Raw genomic sequence first — 16,886 nt, forward strand, 5'->3', positions numbered from 1 at the left:
TTTAGCGCTACACCATAGCGCCCTGCCGCCGTTACCGCCTACATTCCCATTACAAATTTAACAATTAATTAAATTACAAGGGAACCGATAATGGTGGATGTACTGGTCATTGGCGGCGGCAATGCCGCGCTATGCGCCGCCTTAACCGCCCGGGAAGCCGGCGCCTCGGTGCTGCTGCTGGAGGCGGCGCCGCGGGAGTGGCGAGGCGGCAACTCGCAGCACACGCGTAACCTGCGCTGTATGCACGATGCGCCACAGGACGTGCTGGTCGACAGCTACCCGGAAGAGGAGTACTGGCAGGATCTGCTGCGCGTCACCGAAGGGAACACCAACGAAGCGCTGGCCCGGCTGGTGATCCGCACCTCATCCCAGTGCCGGGACTGGATGCGCCAGCACGGGGTTAACTTTCAGCCGCCGCTCTCCGGCGCCCTGCACGTGGCCCGCACCAACGCCTTTTTTATGGGCGGCGGCAAAGCGTTGGTCAATGCCTATTACCGCAGCGCAGAGCAAATGGGGGTGCAGATCCGCTACAACACGCCGGTACAGGCCCTGGAACTGCGCAACGGTGAATTTGTCGCCGCGCTGGCGGGCGAGGAACGGATTGTCGCGAAAAGCTGCGTTCTCGCCGCCGGCGGATTTGAATCCAACCGCGAGTGGCTGCGCGAGGCCTGGGGGCAAAATGACCGCGGCGAATGGCCCGCCGATAACTTTCTCATCCGCGGCACACGCTTCAACCAGGGGGTGCTGCTCAAGTTTATGATCGACGCCGGGGCCGATATCATCGGCGATCCTTCTCAGTCCCACTGCGTCGCCATTGACGCCCGGGCGCCGCTCTATGACGGCGGGATCTGCACCCGCGTCGACTGCGTTTCGCTGGGGGTGGTGGTCAACCGCGATGCCGTGCGCTTTTATGATGAAGGGGAAGATTTCTGGCCTAAACGCTACGCCATCTGGGGCCGACTGGTCGCCCACCAGCCCGGCCAGATCGGCTACTCGATCATCGACAGCAAAGCCATCGGCCACTTTATGCCCCCGGTCTTTCCCGGCGCTCAGGCCAATACCATCGCGGAACTGGCCCGCCAGCTGGGGCTGGACGGCGAACGCTTAGCGCAAACCATCGCCGACTATAATGCCGCCTGCGCGCCGGGTCAGTTCGATCACACCCGCCTGGATAACTGCGCGACCTCCGGCCTCACCCCGGCGAAAACTCACTGGGCGCGCCCCATCGATACGCCGCCTTACTACGGCTACGCCCTGCGTCCGGGGATCACCTTCACCTACCTTGGGCTATACGTCGACGACACCGCCGCCGTCCATTTCGCCGGTCAACCCAGCCGTAATCTCTTCGTCGCCGGGGAAATGATGGCTGGCAACGTGCTGGGCAAGGGCTACACCGCCGGCGTTGGGATGTCGATCGGCACCACCTTCGGCCGCATCGCCGGCCAGCAAGCCGCCCGGGCGGCGCAGCAGGAGAAACACCATGAAGTCGCTTGAAAAGCTGATCATTGACGCGCAGATCATCACCGAACCGGAAGCGGAAGTCGAACGGGTGATGCAGGTGTGTAACGCCTGCCGCTACTGCGAAGGGTTTTGCGCCGTGTTCCCGGCGATGACCCAGCGCCTGGCCTTTGGCAAGGCGGATATCAACTATCTGGCTAACCTGTGCCATAACTGCGGCGCTTGCCTGCACGCCTGCCAGTACGCGCCACCGCACGAGTTTGCCATTAACGTGCCGAAGGCGATGGCCGAAGTCCGGCTCGAGACCTATCAACACTACGCCCAGCCCGCCGCCTTTGGCAGCCTGTACCGCCGGGCCGGCATGACCACCGTGCTGGCGCTGGTCGGCGGCCTGATTATCTTTCTGCTGCTGGCGATGGGGCTCAAAGGCTCGCTGCTTCATCCGCCGCTGGCGGGCGACTTCTACCAGATATTCCCCCATAACCTGCTGGCGTGGATGTTTGGCTCGGTCTTTGTGCTGGCGATTGGCTTACTGATGACCGGGGTGATCCGCTTCTGGCGCGAGATCTCCCCTGGCCAGCCGCAACCGATTGATATCGCGAAGGCATCCCATGACGCGCTGACGCTGAAATATCTCGACGGCGGGCACGGGAAAGGCTGCAACGAAGCCGATGACGCCTTCACCCTGCTGCGCCGCCGATTCCACCACTGCACCTTCTACGGTTTTATGCTCTGCTTCGCCGCCACCGTGGTGGCCACGGGCTATCACTATATCGCCGGCCGGGAAGCCCCCTACCCGTTCTTCAGCCTGCCGGTGCTGCTCGGCACCCTCGGCGGCATCGGCCTGCTGGTCGGCCCGGCGGGCCTGCTGTGGCTGAACCTGCGCCGCTCGCCGCTGCACGGCGACGCGCGGCAGAAGCCGATGGATCGCGGATTTATTCTGCTGCTGCTGCTGACCAGCTTCACTGGCCTGGCGCTGCTGGCGGGGCGGGATACCTCGTGGATGGGCATCCTGCTCGCCATCCACCTCGGGGTGGTGATGGCCCTGTTCTTAACCCTGCCGTATGGAAAATTTGCCCACGGATTTTATCGCTGTGCGGCGTTACTCAAGTGGGCGATTGAGAAACGCCGCGGAAAACAGGTGGGCGTCGCCGGCGACTGACTTACCCCCTCTGCACCCGATAACAACAAGATAAAGACAATGGAGAGCACCCCCTATGACCCAACAACCCACCCGCGCCGGCACCGTCGGCGCTATCCTCCGCGTGACCAGCGGTAATTTTCTCGAACAGTTCGACTTCTTCCTGTTTGGCTTTTACGCCACCTATATCGCCCGCACCTTCTTTCCGGCGGAGAGCGAGTTCGCGGCGCTGATGCTCACCTTTGCGGTATTTGGCTCGGGCTTCCTGATGCGTCCCATCGGCGCGGTGGTGCTCGGCGCCTATATCGACAGAATCGGTCGCCGCAAAGGGCTGATGGTCACCCTGGCGATCATGGGCTGCGGGACGCTACTCATCGCCCTGGTCCCTGGCTATCAGACTATCGGTGTGCTGGCGCCGATCCTCGTGTTAGTGGGCCGTCTGCTGCAGGGGTTCTCGGCGGGCGTCGAGCTTGGCGGAGTGTCGGTCTATCTCTCTGAAATCGCCACGCCGGGCAATAAAGGCTTCTATACCAGCTGGCAGTCCGCCAGCCAGCAGGTGGCTATCATCATGGCGGCGCTGATCGGCTATGCGCTGAACGCCACGCTGGAACATGAGGAGATCGCCGCCTGGGGCTGGCGCATCCCCTTCTTTATTGGCTGCCTGATCATTCCGCTGATTTTCGTGCTGCGCCGCTCACTGCAGGAAACCGAGGAATTCCTGCAGCGTAAACATCGCCCGGATACCAAAGAGATCCTGACCACCATCGCCAGGAACTGGCGCATTATTACCGCGGGGACCCTGCTGGTGGCGATGACCACCACCACGTTTTACTTTATTACCGTCTATACGCCCACCTACGGCAGAGCGGTGCTGCACCTCAGCGCCCGCGACAGTCTGCTGGTAACCATGCTGGTGGGCATCTCCAACTTTATCTGGTTGCCGATTGGCGGAGCCATCTCTGACCGGATCGGTCGTCGCCCGGTGCTGATGGGGGTCACCGTGCTGGCGCTGCTCACCACCTGGCCGGTGATGCACTGGCTTACCGCCGCGCCGGATTTCACCCGCATGACGCTGGTCCTGCTGTGGTTCTCGTTCTTCTTTGGCATGTATAACGGCGCGATGGTGGCGGCGCTCACCGAAGTGATGCCGGTTTATGTCCGCACCGTGGGCTTTTCGTTGGCCTTCAGCCTCGCCACCGCTATCTTCGGCGGCCTGACGCCGGCTATCTCCACTGCCCTGGTCGAGCTTACCGGCGATAAAAGCGCGCCGGGATGGTGGCTAATGTGCGCTGCGCTGTGCGGCTTCATTGCCACCGCGCTGCTGTTTGTGCGCCTGAGTCGCGGCTATCAGCCGGCGGAGAGTCAGCGCTAAAAAAGCAAACGGGCGGAGATATGCTCCGCCCGTTTGCCGCTGCCGTCTGGCTTAATGGGGCGAATTATTGCTGCGGATCTCTTTCCAGATCTGGTCGCAGCGCGCTTTTACCGCCTGATCGTTGCCGGTGCGGGTAGCCTGGATACACTGTTGGTAATCCAGCACTCGGACGCTCTCCTGGTTAGCAAACTGCTGGTGCTGTTTATCCTCTTTCAGAACATTCAGTACGCTCTGGCAGGCTTCAATCTTGTCCGGATTGCCTTCCGCCGTATTAATACAAGCGCTATAGGCATCTTTCAGTTTGGTGTCTTCTTTCGGAGCCGGGGACGTGGTGCAGGCCACCAGAGCCGATGCCATCATGGCAATAAGCAGCATTTTTTTCATAGTCGTTCTCCCAGAGGTGCGGCAGGCTCACGCCCGCCGCGCAGGCATCAGAAAATGGTGAACGGGGCGATAACCATGAACTTCACGTCGCGCTCATCCTGGAAGATATTGCCGTAGCCGCCGCTCCAGCTCGGAATATCGGAATGGTTGTCGTACTGGGTAAAGTGCAGTTTAAACAGCGTGCCCTTCGCCCGGCCTTCCTGCACGGTATACATGGCATCGAGGCTATAGGCCGACTCTTTCAGGCGATAGTCAGGGTCATAGTACGCATCCGGAGAAGCCATTCTGCCAGGCTTCGCATCCCAGGCGTACACATAAGACGCGCCAAACGCCCAGCCCGGCATATCCCAGTTTTTCATGTCATACATCGCGCCGAAGAAGACCGCTTTTTCACCGTTGGCATTGAAGTCGGAACGGTTATCCCACCAGATATCGAGACGACCGTTGGAGGAGGCGTAGGTCGGGGTCATACGCTGCAGGAAGTAGCCCTGTTGGCCATCGGCCTTCACCCAGGTCCCTTCCAGACGCAGATCCAGCACATCCGCCACTTTATAGCCAAAGGTTAACGCCTGCAGCCATGCGGTGCCGTCATAGATGTCGTTGACCCCGCCGTTGCTGACCTTATCACGAGTGCCGTAGAACTGGTAGCTGGTGCTCAACGGTGCGCCGGCGACGTCAAACTTGTAGCTGGCTTTAGCAAAGTACTGATCGATATAGCCCTGAGCCTGACCAAATGCCGCCTCCAGCACCAGGTCGTTTTTGAAATCATATTTGGCGCCGACGGAGTGAAGATAATCAACTTTGGTCTTCTTATCGTTCTGGTAGAAATCATCCATTTCGATATGCCATGGCGCTTTATACTCGTTCGTCCACATGTAGGAGAAACTTAACGCGCCCGCGGTGCCATAGTCGAAGTTGGCCCCGGCTTCCGCCCCCTGATAGGTCCCCGGCATGAAGCTCCAGTGCGGTGCCAGCAGGGTCTGACCGGTTGGCTGGATGTAGCCCGCGCGCGCCCACGCCGGACCGTATTTGAATTTCGCGGCGGCTTTATACAGGCTGATGCCGCTCTTATCGCCGGAGTAGTCTTCATCATAGGCTTTGTTGCGCGACGAGAAGGCGATTTCGTTCGGGTGGCCGCTGTCGCCGTTCTCCGCCATTTCAATCGCGGTAAACGCCGCAATATCAAGGCCAAACATATCGGCGGCATAGCCGGACTGGAAGTCCAGGTTGGCGTTCCAGGTGGAGTGGGAAAGATTGGTTTTGTATTTGTCGCCGTCGGTCACATCTTTACGGTCACGCTCACGCTGCCAGTAATAGATACCGCCGGTTAAAGTAGAATCATCGATAAAGCCTGCTGCGCTGGCCTGCGGAATCACAACCCAGCCCGACATCGCGGTGACGGCGGCAATAGCCAGCGCCAGCGTACTACGTTTGCCACTAAACGTACGCATGTGCATATCCTCTTTGACGTTTTAAAAGGCGAAGACCAGAGGTCATTCGCTAAAAAATAAATAAAACTGAAAAATGTGGGGCGGCGAAAAAGGCCGCGAAACCACTGTAGATAGACTATTTTTCGTGACGCGAATTATCAATGTTTTTCGTGAGGCAAAGCTTAAGATTATGACAAAGCGCACATAATTTATGTCGTTTTATTACAGTCTTATCTCTGATGATTTTGTCATGGAAGTCATTGCTAAATCAGGGAAAAATTCGAAGACTGAAAGCGATTACATTGGTTTTTTATATGAGACAGGAAACATCAGAAGCGTTATTTATTTCCGGAGCGAAACAGAATTAATTCGCTTCGCGAAAATTAAAAGAGTAATTGGCTGATTCTGAAACAAAAAAAAGCGCCGCAGAGAGCGGCGCTTTGACGGTAGGGAAAATGCTATTCGCCCGCTTTCGCCCAGGTATCGCGCAGACCGACGGTGCGGTTAAACACCAGACTGGTTGCGGTTGCATAGCGGCTGTCGAGGCAGAAGTAACCTTCACGCTCAAACTGGTAAGCTTTACCGGCTTCCGCCTGCGCCAGGCTCGGCTCCGCGTAACCCTGTTTGATCACCAGCGATTCCGGATTGATCACCGCGAGGAAATCCTCCGCTGCACCCGGGTTTGGTACGCTGAACAGGCGATCGTAGAGACGGATCTCTACCGGCAGCGCATGCGCCGCGCTCACCCAGTGGATCACGCCTTTGACCTTGCGGCCGTCAGCCGGATCTTTGCTCAGGGTGTCGGCATCGTAGGTGCAGAAGATAGTAGTGATATTGCCTTCGGCATCTTTCTCCACGCGTTCCGCTTTGATGACGTAGGCGTTGCGCAGACGTACTTCTTTGCCCAGCACCAGACGCTTGTACTGCTTGTTGGCTTCTTCACGGAAGTCCGCGCGGTCGATCCAGATTTCCGCGCTGAACGGCACTTCGCGGCTGCCCATCTCCGGCTTGTTCGGATGGTTCGGCATCGCCACCATTTCGCTTTCGCCCTGCGGGTAGTTCTCAATAACCAGTTTCACCGGATCGATCACCGCCATCGCGCGCGGCGCGTTTTCGTTGAGATCTTCGCGAATGCAGGACTCCAGCGACGCCATCTCAATGGTGTTGTCCTGCTTGGTCACGCCGATACGCTTGCAGAATTCGCGGATGGATTCGGCGGTGTAGCCGCGACGACGCAGACCGGAGATGGTCGGCATCCGCGGATCGTCCCAGCCCTCCACGTGCTTCTCAGTCACCAGCTGGTTCAGCTTACGCTTGGACATCACGGTGTATTCGAGATTCAGGCGCGAGAATTCGTACTGGCGCGGGTGAACCGGGATGCTGATGTTGTCCAGCACCCAGTCGTACAGACGACGGTTGTCCTGGAACTCCAGGGTACACAGCGAGTGGGTAATGCCTTCCAGCGCATCGCTGATGCAGTGGGTGAAGTCGTACATCGGGTAGATGCACCACTTGTTGCCGGTCTGATGATGCTCAGCGAACTTAATGCGGTACAGCACCGGATCGCGCATCACGATGAACGGCGACGCCATATCGATCTTCGCGCGCAGGCAGGCCTTGCCCTCTTCGAAGCCGCCGCTGCGCATTTTTTCGAACAGCGCCAGGTTTTCTTCCACGCTGCGGTCGCGATACGGGCTGTTTTTACCCGGCGCTTTCAGGGTGCCGCGGTATTCGCGGATCTCATCAGGAGAGAGTTCATCAACGTAGGCCAGGCCTTTGTTGATCAGCTCAACCGCATACTGATGCAGCTGATCAAAGTAATCAGACGAGTAGCAAACGTCCCCGGACCAGTGGAAACCTAACCACTGCACGTCGTTTTTAATCGACTCCACGTATTCGATATCTTCTTTCACCGGGTTGGTGTCATCGAAACGCAGGTTGCATTGGCCCTGATAATCCTGGGCGATGCCGAAGTTCAGGCAGATGGATTTCGCATGGCCAATGTGCAGATAACCGTTCGGCTCCGGCGGGAAGCGGGTGTGAACGGTGGTGTGCTTACCGGTAGCCAGATCTTCATCAATGATCTGACGGATAAAGTTAGTCGGGCGGGCTTCTGCCTCACTCATCACGGGTTCCTCAAAGCGTAAACAACGTATAACGGCACATGATCTTACAAGCAGGGCGTAGTGACAACTATTAGTTACGTAAAATAGGTATCAGAAGAGGATTATGGGGCCGATTGCTGGAAAAAAAAGCGGCGAAGGTTTCCCTTCGCCGCTGAGGCATAAACTCGACTCAGGAGCCTTACTTGCCTTTAATCTCATACAGCGGCGTCTGGCCGGCTACGACCTTACCGCTCGCCAGTATCACCAGCGCGCTGTAGTCATCGCTATTGCTGCAGACGACCGGGCTAATCATCGAGCGCGCGTTGGCGTTGAGGAAGTCCAGATCCATTTCCAGAATCGGCTCGCCCGCCTTCACGTCCGTGCCCTCTTCAACCAGACGTTTGAAGCCCTTGCCTTCCAGCGCCACGGTGTCGATACCCATGTGGACGACGATTTCCGCACCGTTGTTGGTTTCGAGGCAAAACGCGTGGTTAGTGTTGAAAATTTTCACCACAGTACCCGCCGCTGGCGCGACAACGATGTTGCTGGTCGGTTTCACCGCGATACCGTCGCCGACGGCTTTGCTGGCGAAGGCTTCGTCCGGCACCTGTTCGAGGGCCACCACGTCACCGGTAATCGGCGAAACCAGCGACTCAACGGTCTTCGCGTTCGCTACCGCCTGCGGTTTAGCCGCTGGCGCTGCGGTGGCGACGTTGCCAGCCGGTGCGGTTGCCGCTGCCGCTACCGGGCCGCGGGTAACCACTTTTTTCATCTCATCGCCGATAGACTCTGCCTTCGCGCCGACGATAACCTGGATGGTTTGCTTATTCAGTTTCACCACCCCGGATGCGCCGAGACGTTTACAGGCGGCGTCGTTCACTTTCGCCGAATCGCCCACGGTCAGACGCAGACGGGTGATACAGGCGTCAATCGCTTTCAGGTTGTCCGTTCCGCCCACCGCGGCGATATAGCTGGTCGCCAGCTGGGTCAGGCCTTCTTCAGTGTTGCTGTTGGCTTCTTCCGTTACCACGTCAGCGGCTTTGTCTTCACGACCCGGTGTTTTCAGGTTGAACATGCGGATCACCGCGCTGAACAGCAGGAAGTAGACGAAGAAGAAGACCACGCCCATCACCAGCAGCATCCAGACGTTTTTGCTGGCGGCCGGCAGGCTGTACATCAGCACGTAGTCAATGGCGCCGGCGGAGAAGGAGAAGCCTGCATGAATGCCCAGCGCCGTTGCGATGAACAGGCTGATACCGGTCAGTACCGCGTGCAGGAGGTACAGCAGCGGAGCCAGGAACATGAACAGGAATTCCAGCGGCTCGGTTACCCCGGTCAGGAACGCGGTGATGGCAACAGACAGCAGCATACCGCCCACCATTGGACGACGCGCTTTCGGAGCGGCCAGATACATCGCCAGCGCCGCGCCCGGCAGACCAAACATCATGATTGGGAAGAAGCCGGACATGAACATCCCCGCGGTGCCGTCGCCGGCGTAGAAGCGGTTGATGTCGCCGTGGAACACGGCGCCTGCGGCGTTAGTAAACTCACCAATCTGGAACCAGGCGATGGTGTTCAGCACCTGATGCAGGCCGGTCGGGATCAGCAGACGGTTGATAAAACCGAAGATACCGGAACCCAGTGCCCCTGCGGAAACGATCCACTCGCCGCCCGCATGGATAGCGTGCTGCACCGGCGGCCAGACGTAGCCGAAGATCGCCGCGAGAATCAGACAGAAGAAGCCGGTGGCGATCGGCACGAAGCGTTTGCCGCCAAAGAAGCTCAGGAAGTCCGGCAGCTTGATGCCGGCCCAGCGGTTGTACACCGCCCCTGCTACCAGACCGGTAATGATACCGGCCAGTACGCCCATGTTAATTTCCGGATTGATGGTGACCATCGCTTTGGTCATCACGAAATAACCTACTGCCCCGGCCAGCGCCGCAGAACCGGCGTTATCCTTGGACCAGCTTGACGCCACACCGATAGCAAAGATCAGCGCCAGGTTGTCGAAGATAGCCCCACCCGCTTGCGCGATGAAGGGTACATTCAACAGGTCTGGTTGCCCGAAACGCAACAGCAATGCTGCGACCGGCAGCACTGCGATAGGGAGCTGTAACGCCCTACCCAGCCGCTGAAAGAAACCTAAAATATTCATCTTATTCCCCCTATGAGACCCCGATGAGGCTCATTTTCAAAGCCACTTTTTTATTGTGTAACAAGGTCGGTTTTATCACTTACCGGCAAAGTGTGTGAAAAATTAATTCGTATCGCAAATTAAACGGGTATTTTTTGTGATAATTATCACCAAATATCGTATTTCCCCCTCCCTTACACTGGCTAACATCGAAAACTTATTTTATCATTCAAAAAATCAACACGGATTGACCCCGGTCGGCGCAGTTGCTGCAATACTCTCCTCAGAGTGCTGGCGCCAATCCGCCAGAATCTACTTTAACTATAGAGGTGAAGAATGAGACTGATCCCCCTGGTAACCGCTGAGCAGGTCGGTAAATGGGCTGCCCGCCATATCGTTAACCGCATTAATGCATTTAAACCAACCGCGGACCGTCCGTTCGTCCTGGGACTGCCGACCGGCGGCACCCCACTCACCGCCTACAAGGCGCTGGTTGAAATGCATAAAGCAGGCCAGGTTAGCTTCAAACACGTCGTCACCTTCAACATGGATGAATACGTTGGCCTGCCGAAAGAGCATCCGGAAAGCTATCATAGCTTCATGCACCGTAATTTCTTTGACCACGTTGATATTCCGGCAGAAAATATCAACTTGCTGAATGGTAACGCGCCGGACATCGATGCGGAATGCCGTCGCTATGAAGAAAAAATTCGTTCCTACGGTAAAATCCACCTGTTCATGGGCGGCGTGGGCAACGATGGTCACATCGCGTTTAACGAACCGGCCTCCTCTCTGGCGTCTCGTACCCGTATTAAGACCCTGACCCATGAAACCCGCGTGGCGAACTCCCGCTTCTTCGACGGCGACGTGGATCTGGTGCCGAAATATGCGCTAACCGTCGGCGTGGGCACCCTGCTGGATGCAGAAGAGGTAATGATTCTGGTGCTGGGCCATCAGAAAGCGCTGGCGCTGCAGGCGGCGGTAGAAGGTAACGTCAACCACATGTGGACCATTACCTGTCTGCAGCTGCATCCGAAGGCGGTGATCGTCTGTGACGAACCGTCTACCATGGAGCTGAAAGTGAAGACACTGAAATATTTCAACGAATTAGAAGCTGAAAATATTAAAGGTCTGTAATGTAGTCGTGTCCCGCGATTTGCGCGGGACCATCTTTTTCTTTGTATGCATCATCATGCCGGCGGCAAACGAACGTACCCGGGCCTGATGAGGCGTATATACCGGGGGTCGTAATGTATGCATTAACCCAGGGCCGGGTTTATACCGGTCATGAAATTCTTGATGACCATGCGGTTGTTATCGCTAATGGCCTTATCGAACGTCTTTGTCCGCTGGCAGATTTGCCGTCTGACATCGAGCAGCGCTCAGTCAACGGCGCCATCCTCGCCCCCGGTTTTATCGACGTCCAGCTCAACGGCTGCGGCGGCGTGCAGTTTAACGACAGCCCTGACGCGGTCACTGTCGACACGCTGGAGATCATGCAGAAGGCCAACGAACGCTCAGGCTGCACCAGCTTCCTGCCGACGCTGATTACCTCCAGCGACGATCTGATGAAGCAAGGCGTGCGCGTGATGCGCGAATACCTGCAAAAGCACCCGAACCAGGCGCTGGGTCTGCATCTTGAAGGACCGTGGCTGAATATCGTCAAGAAAGGCACCCACAACCCGGACTATGTGCGTAAACCGGACGCGGCGCTGGTCGATTTCCTGTGCGACAACGCCGATGTGATCACCAAAGTGACCCTCGCCCCTGAGCGCGTTGAGCCGGAAGTGATCCGCAAACTGGTCGCCGCCGGGATCGTCGTCTCCGCGGGCCACTCCAACGCCACGCTGAAAGAGGCGAAAGTGGGCTTCCGCGCAGGCATTACCTTCGCCACCCACCTGTATAATGCAATGCCGTACATTACTGGCCGCGAACCGGGTCTGGCCGGGGCGATTTTTGACGAGCCGGATGTCTACTGCGGTATTATTGTCGACGGGATGCACGTCGATTACGCCAACGTGCGCAACGCCAAGCGCCTGAAAGGCGACAAACTGTGCCTGGTCACCGACGCCACCGCGCCGGCGGGGGCGAATATTGACCAGTTCATTTTTGCCGGGAAAACAATATACTACCGCAACGGGCTGTGCGTAGATGAAAACGGCACCCTCAGCGGATCTTCCCTGACCATGATTGAAGGGGTGCGTAATCTGGTTGAGCATTGCGGTGTGGCGCTGGACGAAGTATTGCGCATGGCGACGCTCTATCCCGCGCGCGCCATTGGTGTGGACAAGCAGCTCGGCAGTATTGCGCCGGGTATGGTCGCTAACCTGACCGCCTTTACACGCGATTATAAAATCACCAAGACCATCGTTAATGGTAACGAGGTCGTCACTGAGTAAGTAAAAGTATGACAGCAGGCGGACAAGCTCAAATTGGTAACGTTGACCTCGTAAAACAACTGAACAGCGCGGCCGTGTACCGCCTGATTGACCAGCATGGGCCTATCTCGCGCATTCAGATCGCGGAACAAAGCCAGCTTGCCCCTGCCAGCGTGACCAAAATCACGCGTCAGCTTATTGAGCGCGGCCTGATCAAAGAAGTCGATCAGCAGGCCTCCACCGGGGGGCGCCGCGCCATCTCCATCATTGCGGAGACGCGCAACTTCAACGCCATTGGCGTGCGCCTTGGCCGCTATGACGCCACTCTCACCCTCTATGATTTAAGCAGCAAGACCCTGGAAGAGGAGCATTTCCCGCTGCCCGAGCGCACCCAGGAAACGCTGGAACACGCCCTGCTGAATATCATCGCCACTTTTATTGAAAACTGTCAGCGCAAAATTCGCGAGCTGATCGCCATCTCGGTGATCCTGCCGGGGCTGGTGGATCCGGAAAGCGGGGTGATCCGCTATATGCCGCACATTGCGGTGGAAAACTGGGGCCTGGTCGGGGCGCTGGAAAAACGCTTCAACGTTACCTGCTTTGTCGGACACGATATCCGCAGCCTGGCGCTGGCCGAGCACTATTTTGGCGCAAGCCAGGATTGCGAAGACTCCATTCTGGTGCGCGTGCACCGCGGCACCGGGGCGGGGATCATCTCCAACGGACGCATTTTTATCGGCCGTAACGGCAACGTCGGCGAAATCGGCCATATTCAGGTCGACCCGCTGGGCGAGCGCTGCCACTGCGGCAACTTTGGCTGTCTGGAGACCGTCGCGGCTAATGCCGCCATCGAACATCGCGTTCGCCACCTGCTGGAGCAGGGCTATCAGAGCCGTCTGACCCTCGATGACTGCACGATCAAAACCATCTGCAAAGCGGCCAACAAAGGCGATGCCCTGGCCTGCGAAGTGGTCGAGTACGTAGGGCGTCACCTCGGAAAAACGATCGCCATCGCCATCAACCTATTCAATCCACAAAAAATCGTCATCGCCGGCGAAATTGTGGAAGCCGAGAAAGTGCTGCTCCCGGCCATTGAGGGCTGCATTAACGCCCAGGCGCTGAAGGCGTTTCGTAAGAACCTGCCGGTGGTGCGCTCCACCCTCGATCATCGCTCAGCGATTGGCGCCTTCGCGCTGGTCAAACGCGCCATGCTCAATGGCACGCTGCTGCAGCGCTTGCTTGAGAGCTAACCGCCCCCCTTTATTGATAAGCGCGTCGCTCTGTCGTTGGCGGGCATCGCCCGTCAGAGGTGTGAAACCTCATCAATGACGCGTATAGTTTCGTCTTTGATAATGATTCTGGACCCACCATGACCATTCAAAACATAATTTGTGATATTGACGGTGTGCTGATGCACGATAACGTCGCCGTTCCCGGCGCTGCCGAGTTTATCAAGCGCATCCTCGAGAAAGGCATGCCGCTGGTGATGCTGACCAACTACCCGTCGCAAACCGGCCAGGATCTGGCGAACCGTTTCGCCACCGCCGGGATTGAGGTTCCGGATAGCGCCTTCTACACCTCGGCGATGGCGACGGCCGATTTTCTGCGCCGCCAGGAAGGTAAGAAAGCCTATGTGGTGGGTGAAGGGGCGCTGATCCACGAGCTGTACAAAGCCGGCTTTACCATTACCGACGTCAACCCGGATTTTGTCATCGTCGGGGAAACCCGCTCCTTTAACTGGGAGATGATGCATAAGGCGGCCTTCTTTGTCGCCAATGGCGCCCGCTTCATTGCCACTAACCCGGATACTCACGGTCGCGGCTTCTACCCGGCCTGCGGCGCCCTGTGCGCCGGGATCGAGAAGATCTCCGGCCGTAAGCCGTTTTACGTCGGTAAACCCAGCCCGTGGATCATCCGCTCAGCGCTGAACAAAATGCAGGCCCACTCCGAACAGACGGTGATTGTCGGCGACAATCTGCGTACCGACATTCTTGCTGGCTTCCAGGCGGGGCTGGAGACCATTCTGGTGCTCTCCGGAGTCTCAACCCTCGACGACATCGACAGCATGCCGTTCCGCCCGTCGTGGATCTACCCCTCCGTCGCGGAAATCGATATTTTCTAATGTCAGCCACGTCTCAGGACGTGGTTGTTCATTTTTGACGCCTGCCAAAAGTACCATATCTAATAAAAACGGCTTAAAATTGCGTATTCTTCAATGAAGCCGTTCAAAAGATACTCTTTTTTTACTATTCAACAATCGCAGTTGCGTTTTTTCTTTTTCCGGCCGTAAAACCCTTGCGCCTGCTCCCCCTTTACGGCATTTTCTTAAGCACGCACTCAGGCTTCGCCACGAGACGAAGCCAGCACAACATCAAACACGACAGGGTAATGGAGAAGGCTATGTGTTCTATTTTTGGCGTACTGGATATTAAAACTGACGCAGGTGAGCTGCGTAAAAAGGCGCTGGAGCTTTCCCGCCTGATGCGCCATCGCGGTCCGGACTGGTCTGGCGTGTATGCCAGCGACAAAGCGATTCTGGCGCACGAGCGCCTGTCGATTGTCGATGTCAACGCCGGCGCTCAGCCGCTGTACAACGCCGAAAAAACCCATGCGCTGGCCGTTAACGGTGAAATCTACAACCATCAGGCGCTGCGCGCGGAATATGGCGACCGCTATCAGTTCCAGACCGGCTCCGACTGCGAAGTGATCCTCGCGCTGTATCAGGAAAAAGGCCCGGCGTTCCTCGACGACCTGCAGGGGATGTTCGCCTTCGCCCTGTACGACAGCGAAAAAGACGCGTACTTAATCGGCCGCGACCATATCGGCATTATCCCGCTGTATATGGGCCATGACGAACACGGCAACTTCTATGTCGCCTCTGAAATGAAAGCCCTGGTGCCGGTGTGCCGCACCATTAAAGAGTTCCCGGCGGGGAGCTACCTGTGGAGCAAAGACGGTGAAATTCGCCAGTACTATCAGCGCGACTGGTTCGATTACGACGCGGTAAAAGACAACGTTACCGATAAGAACGAGCTGCGCCAGGCACTGGAAGAGTCGGTGAAAAGCCATCTGATGTCCGACGTCCCCTACGGAGTGCTGCTCTCCGGCGGCCTTGATTCTTCGGTCATCTCCGCCATCACCAAGAAATTTGCCGCCCGTCGCGTTGAAGATCAGGAGCGTAGCGAAGCCTGGTGGCCGCAGCTGCACTCCTTCGCGGTCGGTCTGGAAGGCTCTCCTGACCTGAAAGCGGCGCAGGAAGTGGCTAACCACCTCGGCACCGTGCACCATGAAATTCACTTTACCGTCCAGGAAGGGCTGGATGCGATCCGCGACGTTATCTATCACATCGAAACCTACGATGTGACCACTATTCGCGCTTCGACGCCGATGTACCTGATGTCGCGGAAAATTAAAGCCATGGGCATCAAAATGGTGCTTTCCGGCGAAGGCTCGGACGAAGTGTTCGGCGGCTACCTCTACTTCCATAAGGCGCCGAACGCCAAAGAACTGCACGAAGAGACGGTACGTAAGCTGCAGGCGCTGCATATGTTTGACTGCGCCCGCGCCAACAAAGCGATGTCCGCCTGGGGCGTGGAAGCCCGCGTACCGTTCCTTGACAAGAAGTTCCTCGACGTGGCGATGCGCATCAACCCGCAGGATAAGATGTGCGGCAACGGCAAAATGGAAAAACACGTGCTGCGCGAATGCTTTGAATCCTATCTGCCGGCCAGCGTTGCCTGGCGCCAGAAAGAGCAGTTCTCTGACGGCGTCGGCTACAGCTGGATCGATACGCTGAAAGAAGTGGCCGCGAAACAGATCAGCGACCAGCAGCTGGAAACCGCAAGCTTCCGCTTCCCGTACAACACGCCGACCTCCAAAGAAGGCTATCTGTACCGCGAGATCTTCGAAGAGCTGTTCCCGCTGCCAAGCGCGGCGGAGTGTGTCCCTGGCGGTCCGTCGGTGGCCTGCTCTTCTGCTAAAGCCATTGAGTGGGATGAAGCATTCAAAACCATGAACGATCCGTCAGGCCGCGCGGTAGGCGTCCACCAGTCGGCCTATAAATAAGCCCTGACAGGCGTTGATACGCGAAACGGACCCTCCGGGGTCCGTTTTCTTTTTGCGGGAATTATGCCGCTGAAAAACGATAAATAACCAATAATTGCCGATTATTGCAGCGAGCTGTTCGCAACCTAACCAAACAGTCACATTACAACGATTTTCCTTGAAAAAGAGGTTGACGCTCGCAGGCCCAATACGCATAATGCGCCCCGCAACGCCGATAAGGTTACGCGAAAAAAAAGATGGCTACGTAGCTCAGCTGGTTAGAGCACATCACTCATAATGATGGGGTCACAGGTTCGAATCCCGTCGTAGCCACCATCTTTTTTTGCGGGAGTGGCGAAATTGGTAGACGCACCAGATTTAGGTTCTGGCGCCGCAAGGTGTGCGAGTTCAAGTCTCGCCTCCCGCACCATTCACCAGTC

Annotated in this window: 12 protein-coding genes and 2 tRNA genes; 10 read left to right on the forward strand and 4 right to left on the reverse strand. The window is 57.2% G+C overall.

Annotated features, from left to right (window positions below; genetic code table 11):
* Window positions 1-90: 90 nt before the first annotated feature.
* The 3 genes from tcuA to ACLH1I_RS07315 are packed head-to-tail and all read left to right on the forward strand — an operon-like array spanning window position 91 to window position 3,971.
* The gene (gene tcuA, locus ACLH1I_RS07305; RefSeq protein WP_017901423.1) at window positions 91-1,494 is read left to right on the forward strand and encodes an FAD-dependent tricarballylate dehydrogenase TcuA; all 1,404 of its coding nucleotides are present in this window, start codon (window positions 91-93) and stop codon (window positions 1,492-1,494) included.
* Window positions 1,481-2,620 (forward strand): tricarballylate utilization 4Fe-4S protein TcuB, encoded by a 1,140-nt coding sequence (gene tcuB / locus ACLH1I_RS07310; protein ID WP_004885947.1) that lies wholly within the window; start codon window positions 1,481-1,483, stop codon window positions 2,618-2,620. Before tcuA ends, tcuB begins: the two co-directional genes overlap by 14 nt.
* Window positions 2,621-2,675: 55 nt before the next feature.
* Complete coding sequence (locus ACLH1I_RS07315) at window positions 2,676-3,971, forward strand: MFS transporter (protein ID WP_065904972.1); 1,296 nt, start codon at window positions 2,676-2,678, stop codon at window positions 3,969-3,971.
* A gap of 51 nt (window positions 3,972-4,022) precedes the next feature.
* Here ACLH1I_RS07315 and chiQ read toward each other — a convergent pair whose 3' ends face one another.
* The 4 genes from chiQ to nagE all read right to left on the reverse strand — a co-directional run bounded on the left by chiQ (window position 4,023) and on the right by nagE (window position 10,045).
* A complete protein-coding gene (gene chiQ / locus ACLH1I_RS07320) occupies window positions 4,023-4,355 on the reverse strand; it encodes a ChiQ/YbfN family lipoprotein (RefSeq protein WP_065904975.1) in 333 nt (110 codons plus the stop codon).
* Between the two features lie 47 nt (window positions 4,356-4,402).
* A complete protein-coding gene (gene chiP / locus ACLH1I_RS07325) occupies window positions 4,403-5,806 on the reverse strand; it encodes a chitoporin ChiP (RefSeq protein ID WP_004885937.1) in 1,404 nt (467 codons plus the stop codon).
* Window positions 5,807-6,243: 437 nt separating this feature from the next.
* Window positions 6,244-7,911 carry a glutamine--tRNA ligase gene (glnS, locus tag ACLH1I_RS07330; protein WP_004885933.1) on the reverse strand — a complete coding sequence of 556 codons (1,668 nt, stop codon included), beginning with the start codon at window positions 7,909-7,911 and terminating at the stop codon, window positions 6,244-6,246.
* Window positions 7,912-8,089: 178 nt separating this feature from the next.
* Window positions 8,090-10,045: a PTS N-acetyl glucosamine transporter subunit IIABC gene (nagE, locus tag ACLH1I_RS07335; RefSeq protein WP_017901426.1), complete on the reverse strand. Its 1,956-nt coding sequence runs from the start codon at window positions 10,043-10,045 to the stop codon at window positions 8,090-8,092.
* A 315-nt stretch (window positions 10,046-10,360) separates the two neighbouring features.
* On the opposite strand from nagE, the gene nagB reads away from it, so the two are divergent.
* The 7 genes from nagB (at window position 10,361) to ACLH1I_RS07370 (ending at window position 16,876) form a co-directional block, all read left to right on the forward strand.
* Window positions 10,361-11,161, forward strand: a complete 801-nt coding sequence (gene nagB / locus ACLH1I_RS07340) for a glucosamine-6-phosphate deaminase (protein WP_002894749.1) — start codon at window positions 10,361-10,363, stop codon at window positions 11,159-11,161.
* A gap of 113 nt (window positions 11,162-11,274) precedes the next feature.
* Window positions 11,275-12,423, forward strand: coding sequence for an N-acetylglucosamine-6-phosphate deacetylase (gene nagA / locus ACLH1I_RS07345; protein ID WP_004885928.1), 1,149 nt, complete (start codon window positions 11,275-11,277; stop codon window positions 12,421-12,423).
* 8 nt (window positions 12,424-12,431) lie between these two features.
* Window positions 12,432-13,652, forward strand: coding sequence for a DNA-binding transcriptional regulator NagC (locus ACLH1I_RS07350; RefSeq protein ID WP_004885919.1), 1,221 nt, complete (start codon window positions 12,432-12,434; stop codon window positions 13,650-13,652).
* Window positions 13,653-13,771: 119 nt separating this feature from the next.
* Window positions 13,772-14,524, forward strand: coding sequence for an HAD-IIA family hydrolase (locus ACLH1I_RS07355; RefSeq protein ID WP_004885918.1), 753 nt, complete (start codon window positions 13,772-13,774; stop codon window positions 14,522-14,524).
* A gap of 278 nt (window positions 14,525-14,802) precedes the next feature.
* Complete coding sequence (gene asnB / locus ACLH1I_RS07360) at window positions 14,803-16,467, forward strand: asparagine synthase B (protein ID WP_004885914.1); 1,665 nt, start codon at window positions 14,803-14,805, stop codon at window positions 16,465-16,467.
* A 238-nt stretch (window positions 16,468-16,705) separates the two neighbouring features.
* Window positions 16,706-16,782, forward strand: a tRNA-Met gene (locus ACLH1I_RS07365).
* A gap of 9 nt (window positions 16,783-16,791) precedes the next feature.
* Window positions 16,792-16,876 (forward strand) — tRNA-Leu (locus ACLH1I_RS07370).
* Window positions 16,877-16,886 lie beyond the last annotated feature (10 nt).

Origin of the sequence: Klebsiella sp. 1SOBk10mer (assembly GCF_046602535.1) — a bacterium.
In the GTDB taxonomy this organism is placed as follows: domain Bacteria; phylum Pseudomonadota; class Gammaproteobacteria; order Enterobacterales; family Enterobacteriaceae; genus Klebsiella; species Klebsiella quasipneumoniae.

Coding starts and splice junctions, on each gene's coding strand:
- tcuA (WP_017901423.1), top strand. CDS start 91: ATGGTGGATGTACTGGTCATTGGCGGCGGCAATGCCGCGCTATGCGCC.
- tcuB (WP_004885947.1), top strand. CDS start 1,481: ATGAAGTCGCTTGAAAAGCTGATCATTGACGCGCAGATCATCACCGAA.
- ACLH1I_RS07315 (WP_065904972.1), top strand. CDS start 2,676: ATGACCCAACAACCCACCCGCGCCGGCACCGTCGGCGCTATCCTCCGC.
- chiQ (WP_065904975.1), bottom strand. CDS start 4,355: ATGAAAAAAATGCTGCTTATTGCCATGATGGCATCGGCTCTGGTGGCC.
- chiP (WP_004885937.1), bottom strand. CDS start 5,806: ATGCGTACGTTTAGTGGCAAACGTAGTACGCTGGCGCTGGCTATTGCC.
- glnS (WP_004885933.1), bottom strand. CDS start 7,911: ATGAGTGAGGCAGAAGCCCGCCCGACTAACTTTATCCGTCAGATCATT.
- nagE (WP_017901426.1), bottom strand. CDS start 10,045: ATGAATATTTTAGGTTTCTTTCAGCGGCTGGGTAGGGCGTTACAGCTC.
- nagB (WP_002894749.1), top strand. CDS start 10,361: ATGAGACTGATCCCCCTGGTAACCGCTGAGCAGGTCGGTAAATGGGCT.
- nagA (WP_004885928.1), top strand. CDS start 11,275: ATGTATGCATTAACCCAGGGCCGGGTTTATACCGGTCATGAAATTCTT.
- ACLH1I_RS07350 (WP_004885919.1), top strand. CDS start 12,432: ATGACAGCAGGCGGACAAGCTCAAATTGGTAACGTTGACCTCGTAAAA.
- ACLH1I_RS07355 (WP_004885918.1), top strand. CDS start 13,772: ATGACCATTCAAAACATAATTTGTGATATTGACGGTGTGCTGATGCAC.
- asnB (WP_004885914.1), top strand. CDS start 14,803: ATGTGTTCTATTTTTGGCGTACTGGATATTAAAACTGACGCAGGTGAG.